This is a genomic window from Sulfurimonas sp. (assembly GCF_027056685.1).
Classification (GTDB): Bacteria; Campylobacterota; Campylobacteria; order Campylobacterales; family Sulfurimonadaceae; genus Sulfurimonas.
Map to the genome: position 1 here is coordinate 1 of NZ_JALUKE010000177.1, position 8,285 is coordinate 8,285.

The following is an 8,285-nucleotide window of genomic DNA, read 5'->3' on the forward strand; positions in this document are numbered from 1 at the left end:
GCGATAGGTAAAAGGGCTAAGGCGTTTGAGACCATTGTCATAAGAATTGGTTTTGCTCTTAGAGATAGTGCATCGAGCTGCTGTTCTATTTCATCGCTTTGATGTTTTAAATTTATCTGATAAAAATCAAAAATAAGGACATTGTTATTTATGACAATACTTAGCACAATAAGTATGCCCATAAATGCCATAATATCAAGTGGCTTTCCTGTGATAAAGAGGGCGCTAAGGACTCCTGTTGTTGTCAATATTAGCGCCATAAGTATACTAAACGCAATGCGAAGAGAGCTAAAATTTAGTAATAGACCTATAAAGATAATAAGCACCGCAAAAACAATAACCAAACTCATCTCTTTAAATGATTTTTGCTGTTCTTTGTAAAAACCGCTAATGTCGGTTGTAATATTTTCAGGTAACTTTGCATTGTCTAAAGAGTGTTGTATCTCTCTTACAACACCGCTCATATCATTACCTTGAAATCGGATGCCCAAGACACATACTGGCGAGAGGTTGTAATGTGTGACTTCTGCTACTTTATTTTTAAATGATATATCTGCAAGCTCATGAAGTGGAATCCTCTTTTTGAGTGTCGGTGAGTAGATTTTAAGTTCATTTTTCAAATAGACAATGGGGTCTACATCTGGACGGCTCATAATGACTCTAAAATTTGTAAGTTTTTCTCCATTGGCAACAGAAGCAACAACCTCTCCATAGTAGAGTGAACGAATCTGTGTTCTTATCATATTTTCATCAATACCATAGCGTGAAAGAGCAATGCTTTTTGCTCTTATGTTAATTGAGGGAGAGGCATAGGAGGTAAGTACATTAACCTCTTGAATACCTTTGAGCGAGCGGAGCTGCTTTTGGAGTTTGTACCCCTCTTTGGTGAGTTCATTTGGGTTTGAGCCAAAGAGCATTACGGCGATGGGTGCATCTGCTCCCATAATGTCCCCAAGCCTGTCCTCTAACACCTGAGAGAGTCCAAGCTCTACTATGTTTGGAATTTTATTTTCGAGTTCTTTTCTTATTGTCTCTATGACTTCAAAACTGCTGCGTTTATGATTTGCTTTGAGTGTTACGAGAAAATCTCCATTGTTAATGGGAACATTAAGCCGTCCAAGACCCGTACCTATACGCATTGTCCAGCCTTTTACATCTTCAATGGAGCTAATGATTTTTCCGATTTGTGCAAACTCATTTTGGGACTCTTTTAAAGTAATGTCCGTTGGCAGTACCAAATCTACTACGATGTTTCCCTCATCCCATTCAGGTAGGAAAGTAGAGGGGATATGAAAATAGAGATAGGCAGATGTTGTAAGTGAAAGTATGATAATTGGAAGAGAAATCCAAGAGTATTGGAAGCTTTTTCTTAAAAATACAATATATTTGTCAATATACTTTTGCATAAAGTCTTTATGTTTATTGACTGCGTTTGGAAGTGTAAGATAGGCGATAATAGGGGTTAAAAAAATGGCAATAATTTGAGAAACAACATAGGTAATGACTAAAACAGTGGCGAGTTGTTTGAAAAATTCCCCGACTATGCCACTTACAAGTAAAAGAGGGATGAAAATAAGCACGGAGAGGGTTGTAGCTATGCTCATAATAGGCAAAATCTCTTTTGCACCTTTTATAATGGCATCTTGTTTACTCTCCCCATTTTCATAATGCCTCTCTATGTTTTCTATGACAATAAGCATCTGGTCTATAAGTCCGCCAAGTGCTGCGACCATACCACCGAGTGAGAAAATATTAAAATCAATGCCAATAAGCTTCATCCCAATCATAGTAATAAAAAATGTAACAGGAATAATGACAAGCGCTGCTAAAGAGAGGGTGAATTTTCTGAGAAAAAAGAAGATAATGAGTACCGCAATAAAAGAGCCTAGAGCAATGGCATCAATAACACTGCTAATGGCTTTTTTTATAAACGCAGTCCCATCATAATACTTCTCTATATGGATGCCTTCATTTGCAAGCTTTTTATTTAAAAGGGCTATTTTTTTATTAAAGGCATTTTGTACAGAGATGGAGTTTGCATTGGGTTGGCGTAGCAGATCAAAGACTACACTGTTTTTGTAGTCACTTGAAGCCGAGAACTCTTTGATGGGGTTTTGCTCTTCAAGGAGTAGGGCAATATCTGCTAGTTTGATGCTCTTTTTATTTTCAAGCTTGATGTTGAGGTGTAACAAATCATTTGCATTGTCTCTTTTTTGATTCAATGAGAGAATGTACTGTGTATGTTTGGAGTTTATAAGACCTAAAAAATCTATGGAGTTTTGCGCTTTTAACTGTTTAATAATGTCATCAACATTAAGTTTATAGGCTGCTACTTTTTTACTATCAAGCACAAGCTTGTACTCGCTCCACGCAGGAGCTTTCATCTGTATATCGTAAACGCCATCAATCCCAAGGAGTACAGGTTTGAGCTCATAGTAGAGTTTTTCGCTTAGTTTTGCACGCGAGAGATTGTTTGAGCATATGGCATAAATGGAGACAGGGTACATGCTTGGTGTAGCTTGTCTGATGGTTATTTTTGCATCTGGACTTATGGAGTTCTTGATGTCTGCCATACGAGCCTGCACAAGTTGGTAGGCAAGGTAAGGGTTAATGTTCCAATTAAAATAGATGTTAATATCGGTCGTTCCTACTGATGTAGAAGAGACTATTTTTTGTACATCCTGAACAGTTTTTAGCGCCTCTTCACTGGGTTTTGTGACTGCATAAAGCATTTGTGAGATAGGTGTATGCCCATTGTCTATGCTCACTTCAATACGCGGAAAAAAGATATTTGGCAGGACTCCCTTTGGAATATTTGTTGAGAGTTTGTAGCCAATAGAAGCTAATAGCGTAATAATGAGAATAATAGCCAGTTTATTTTTGAGTATATAAAGATAAAACCCTTTTTTCTCTTGCATTATTTTACACTCACTTCTAAATTATCGTGAAGCATATAGGCATTTTTAAGTGCAATTTTCGCATTTTTAGGAAGTCTGTTTTTTATAAGGGCATTTTGTATCATATCTTTTTGGATATTTATAAAAAAGAGATGTGCGATGTTTTTTTCATCTATAAGATAAATAGTAGGATGGTTATTGACCAAAACAATAGCCTCTTTTGGAATCAAAACCCCTGTGAGGATTTTGAGTTCTATTTGTGCATTAAGTTGTAGATTTAAAGGGAGTTTCACTGTTGGTTTTGCCATTACTTCTATAAGATTATCGCTACTTTGTGGCAAAACATTTATAATGGTCGCATTACAGTTTTTGTAACTGCTTTGTACCTTTACAAGCATTCCTTTTTTAATTTTTTGTGCGTAACTAGCATCTACAAAAAGTTTGACAAAATTATCTGCACTAAGGAGTGATGCTATTTTTTCTCCATAATGAATAAAGCTGTTATTTGCACTAAGATTTGTTACAACACCATCTTTTGGTGCGTAAATCGCTGCGTTTAGCTGCTCTTTTAGAAGAATGTCATACTCATTTTGTGTGTTTTCTTGCGTCTCTTTGAGTTGTGAAAAAGCTATTTTTTCACTTAAGTAGCTATTTTTTGAGCCAACACCCATAGTATATTTCTCTTTTATATTTTTGAGTTTACGCTTTTCTGTATTGAGTTCGTTAGTTTGTAAAGCTACTCTGTTTTTTAAAAATTGGAGCCTTTTTTGACGCAGAGGGTTATTCACTTTTGCAATTAAATCACCACGAGAGACAAAAGCGTTCTGTGTAATAAAAAAATGCACTATACCTGCACTTTGTGTGGTAATTACACTCTGATTTTTCGCTACTACAACAGCAGTAGCTTGTAGCGTAAGCGGGAGTGATTTTTTAACTGGATGCGTGATACTAATGGTAAGCCCTGAAGCAAAAAGCGGTAAAGAGATAAAAATAAGTGGTAAAATCTTGTTAAACATAGCTAACCTTAAAATATAATATTTCTAATTATAGTGGATTGGGATGAAACGAAAATGAAGTCTGTTTTATAATAATTTTTATTCCTAAGAATCAATAACCTCTAAAAAAGCCTCTCCAAATTGTGCAAATTTCTTCTCTCCCACACCGTTTACCTCAAGCATCTCCTCTTTGTTTGTCGGCATATCATCTGCTAAATGTTTGAGGGTTTTGTCGCTGAAAATGATGTAGGCAGGAACACCAAGTTCACTTGCAAGTTCACTGCGTTTAATGCGGAGTTTTTCAAAGAGCTCTTCATCGTAGTCGAACTCTTTTTCTTGTTTGATGGCTTTTGTTTTTGTGTTTACCTGCATTCTTGAAGATTTTATGTCCACCGTTTTTTGAGATTTTAAAATAGCTATGGCATCTTGTGTGAGTTTTAAAACACTGAACTCACCAAGTGTTATGATTTTAAGCTCCAAAAGTCTCTCAACTATGACAAACCACTCTTTTTTACTGAGGTGCTCTCCGATGTTGTAAACAGAGAGCTTATCGGCTGCGTTTGCCAATATTTTTTGCTCACTTGAACCGCGTAAAATATCGATGATGTAGTTCTTTCCAAAGCCTTGATTTGTTTTGTAGATAGCACTTAAAATCATCTGTGCCTCTTTTGTGATGTCCTTTCGCAAATCATCAGAACTTAAGCAATTATCACAGCGATCTTTACACTCATCGAGCGTGTCGTTAAAGTATTCGGCGAGTTGTTTATGAAAGCATATTTCACTTGTAGCATATTTGTAAATTTTATCTATTTTGGTGCTCAAATGCGCTTTGTATTCTTCGTTTGTTATGTCTGCAAGAAACCTTTTATGCTGCGCCATATCGCCTGCATTAAATAGCAGCAGCACTTCACTGTCTTCGCCATCACGCCCCGCACGCCCAATCTCTTGGTAGTAATTCTCTTGTGATTTTGGTAGAGACATATGCACCACAAAACGGATGTCACTCTTGTCTATTCCCATTCCAAACGCAATGGTTGCGACCATGATGTCTACTTTGTCATTAACAAAGATTTTGAAGTTCTGCTCCCTGACATGTTGTGGTAGTCCTGCGTGGTAAGCAAGTGATTTGTAGCCGTTTTGATTAAGATGGCTACTTAACTCCTCTGCTTTTTTGCGAGAGCTTACATAGATGATGCCGCTCTCATTTTTGTGTCGAAAGAGGAAGTTTTTGAGCTGTGCATAGCCATTGCTTATGCGTCTCTCGGTGGAGATAAAGATATTTTTACGAAATACCTTGCCTTTAAGCAGCAGGGGGTTCTCTAAACGCAGCTCTCGTAAAATATCGCTTGTGACATTGTCTGTTGAGGTTGCTGTAAACGCAGCGATGGTCGTATTTGGAAAATTAGCTTTTAAATTGCCCAAAGCACGGTAATCATCACGAAATTCATGCCCCCATTGGCTAATACAGTGTGCTTCATCAATGACAAAAAAGTTAATGTTGAGATTACGCAGCATATCTATGGTTGAGCCATTATTTAATCGTTCAGGAGAGAGGTATAAAAACTTTAAATTGCCATTAAACGCAAGGGCGATGATATCTTGCACTTCATCATAATTTTGTGCCGAGGAGAGCATCTCCGCAGAGATATTTTGTGCTTTAAGTGCTGCTACTTGGTCTTGCATAAGAGCGATAAGAGGAGAAATGACAATAGTCAGCCCATCCATCATCATGGTAGGGAGTTGAAATACAAGACTTTTTCCACCTCCTGTTGGGAGTATCATTAGCAAATCTTGTCCATTTAAAATGGCATCAACTCCCTCTTCTTGAAGCTCTCGAAAATTGTTATGACCAAAATTGTCTTTAAGTATTTTTTTTTTAATGCTGCGACCTAGTAACTTGTGCTGATGGCATCTATTTCGTCCCATGAGAGAGAAGATGACTTCTGATGGTTTATGATGTGAGCGACATAACGGGCAAACATATCGGTCTCTACATTGACACGCGAGCCTTTTTTGTAGCTTTTAAAGAGTGTCTCTTTCATTGTGTGGGGAATGATTGTAAGTCGAAAAGAGGCTGCGTTTACATCATTAACAGTAAGGCTCACACCGTCAATTGTGATGGATCCTTTTGGTACAATAAAACCAATAAATTTTTTATCGACCTCTATGAAGATATCGTAAGAGTTACCATTGTTTTTTATCTCTTTCACTGTGCCTATGGTGTCAATATGCCCTTGCACAATATGCCCCTCAAATCTATCACCCATTTTCATGGCAGGTTCAATATGTACTTCACCTCTGTAATTTTCCATTGCCAAGAGTTTTTGACTCTCAGGCGAGAGCTCCACGCTAAATCCATCGTTATTTACTTTCACAACAGTAAGGCAGGCTCCATTTATGGCAACAGAATCACCAAGTTCGGCTTTATATTTTGATTTGATGGTAAGTGTGCTCCCTACCAAGCTTTTAACGCTTGCGACTTCTCTTATTAAACCTGTAAACATCGTTAGAACACTATCTTGCCGTCTTCTTGAAGACCTTGAATAATTTGTTTTGCTTTTTCGTGCCCTTTGTAGGCCGCTTTTCGACATAAGTCAAGTGCTTTGTCATTATCTATTTCACATCCGATACCTTGGTCATATAAAAGTCCAAGATTGTAAAGTCCTTGTGCCAAACCACCATCTGCTGCACGCTTAAAACAGACAAAACATTTTGCATCGTCCTGCACAACTCCATGCCCCTCTTTATAGAGCGCACCAAGATTATTAAATGCCTCCAAGTGACCTCGTTTAGCCGCCTCTTCATACCAAAATGCCGCCTCAGAGTAGTTTTGCATACAGCCAAGTCCACGCTCTAACATTAGGGCTGTTTCATACATTGCAGGAGGTACGCCACGGGTTGCTGCTTCAAGATGTAAATCATGTGCTTTAAATTGGTCATGTTCTACCCCACCAATACCGTTTTCATACAAAATTGCAAGATTAAAAAGTGCGTAAGGCTGTTTTGCTTCTGCCCCTTTTTTGTAGAGTTCTAAGGCTTTTACATCATCTTTTTGGCACCCTTGTCCTAGTTGGTACATATACCCAAGTGAAGTTTGTGCATCTGCATTTCCTTGTGCGGATAATTCTGTGTAGAGCTTAAACGCAGTCTCATAATCACCTGCAGTGTAGGCTTCATTTGCTTTTTGTATCATTTGTCTTCATTCTCCGTGCGTATTGGTTGTCTGTATATCGTCTGGTTGCCCTTTGCGGCAGCCTTTGCTTTTCTTACTTTTGCAAGTAGTTTCTCTTTTGTGTTGAGATGCTCATCACGAATTTTATGCTCGTAACTTCCATCTACTTTTTCGTCATACACTAAGATTTCAGGTACATAGTCTTTAAATAAATCTCTATCCATCTTAAAAACCCTAATTAAATTTGTTTATATTGAGCTAATGATACTCAAATATGATAAAATTCGCATTAAGATAATAGAATGGATTTTTATATGAATTATGATGTAATAGTAGTAGGTGGCGGTCACGCAGGGATAGAAGCATCCTTAGCGGCTGCGCGTATGGGAAATAAAACGCTTTTGGTCTCGATGCTTGCAGAAAATGTAGGAGCTACTTCATGTAACCCTGCTATAGGTGGCTTGGCAAAAGGGCATCTTGTCCGTGAAATAGATGCACTTGGTGGTGAAATGGGCTTGATTACTGATGAAGCAGGAATACAATTTCGGATTTTAAATCAAACTAAAGGTCCTGCTGTTCGAGGAAGTCGAGCTCAAATTGATATGGACAAATACAGAGTTATTGCAAGAAATGTTATTCTTAATACGCAAAATTTGGATTTAGCACAAGATACGGTTGAATCGCTGATTGTTGAAAATGGCGCTATTGAAGGTGTAAAAACAGCACTTTTAAATGAGTATAGAGCAAAAAAAGTCATTATTACGAGTGGGACTTTTTTAAATGGAATTATTCATGTTGGAGAGATTCAACAAGTTGGTGGACGCTTTGGTGAGCAGACAAGTGTTGGGCTTAGTGCTTCACTAAAAGAAGATTGCGGCTTGAATATGGCACGGCTTAAAACGGGAACTTGTGCGCGTGTTGATAGCTCTACCATTGATTTTGATAAGATGGACGAACAAGATGGTGATGTACTGCCAAATCCTTTTTCATTCCGTACAGATAGAGAGGAATTTCAAAAAACGAAAAAGCAACTTCCATGTTTTATAGCTTATACCAATGAAAGTACGCACAATATTATTGAGTCAAATTTTTACCGTGCACCCCTTTTTACAGGACAAATTGCTGGAAAATCTCCAAGATACTGCCCATCTATTGAAGATAAAATAGATAAATTTCCAGATAAAGAGAGACACCATCTTTTTATAGAACCACAAACATCGG

At 37.7% G+C, this 8,285-nt stretch carries 7 protein-coding genes; 1 reads left to right on the forward strand and 6 read right to left on the reverse strand.

Annotated elements, in window-relative coordinates:
* The 6 genes from MVY38_RS07570 to MVY38_RS07595 form a co-directional block, all read right to left on the reverse strand.
* The coding region (locus MVY38_RS07570; protein WP_297484891.1) for an efflux RND transporter permease subunit at positions 1-2,918 on the reverse strand (2,918 nt) is incomplete at its 3' end.
* The gene (locus MVY38_RS07575) at positions 2,918-3,913 is read right to left on the reverse strand and encodes an efflux RND transporter periplasmic adaptor subunit (protein ID WP_297484893.1); all 996 of its coding nucleotides are present in this window, start codon (positions 3,911-3,913) and stop codon (positions 2,918-2,920) included. The genes MVY38_RS07575 and MVY38_RS07570, both read right to left, overlap by 1 nt.
* Positions 3,914-3,997: 84 nt before the next feature.
* A complete protein-coding gene (gene recQ / locus MVY38_RS07580; protein ID WP_297484895.1) occupies positions 3,998-5,818 on the reverse strand; it encodes a DNA helicase RecQ in 1,821 nt (606 codons plus the stop codon).
* Positions 5,782-6,396 carry a riboflavin synthase gene (gene ribE, locus MVY38_RS07585; protein ID WP_297484897.1) on the reverse strand — a complete coding sequence of 205 codons (615 nt, stop codon included), beginning with the start codon at positions 6,394-6,396 and terminating at the stop codon, positions 5,782-5,784. The genes recQ and ribE overlap by 37 nt, the downstream gene beginning before the upstream one ends.
* A gap of 2 nt (positions 6,397-6,398) precedes the next feature.
* Positions 6,399-7,085: a tetratricopeptide repeat protein gene (locus MVY38_RS07590; RefSeq protein WP_297484899.1), complete on the reverse strand. Its 687-nt coding sequence runs from the start codon at positions 7,083-7,085 to the stop codon at positions 6,399-6,401.
* Positions 7,082-7,288 carry a hypothetical protein gene (locus MVY38_RS07595; protein WP_297484901.1) on the reverse strand — a complete coding sequence of 69 codons (207 nt, stop codon included), beginning with the start codon at positions 7,286-7,288 and terminating at the stop codon, positions 7,082-7,084. The genes MVY38_RS07590 and MVY38_RS07595 overlap by 4 nt, the downstream gene beginning before the upstream one ends.
* 90 nt (positions 7,289-7,378) lie before the next feature.
* Here MVY38_RS07595 and MVY38_RS07600 point away from each other — a divergent pair.
* Positions 7,379-8,285: FAD-dependent oxidoreductase (locus MVY38_RS07600; protein WP_297484903.1), on the forward strand; the 907-nt coding region annotated here is incomplete at its 3' end.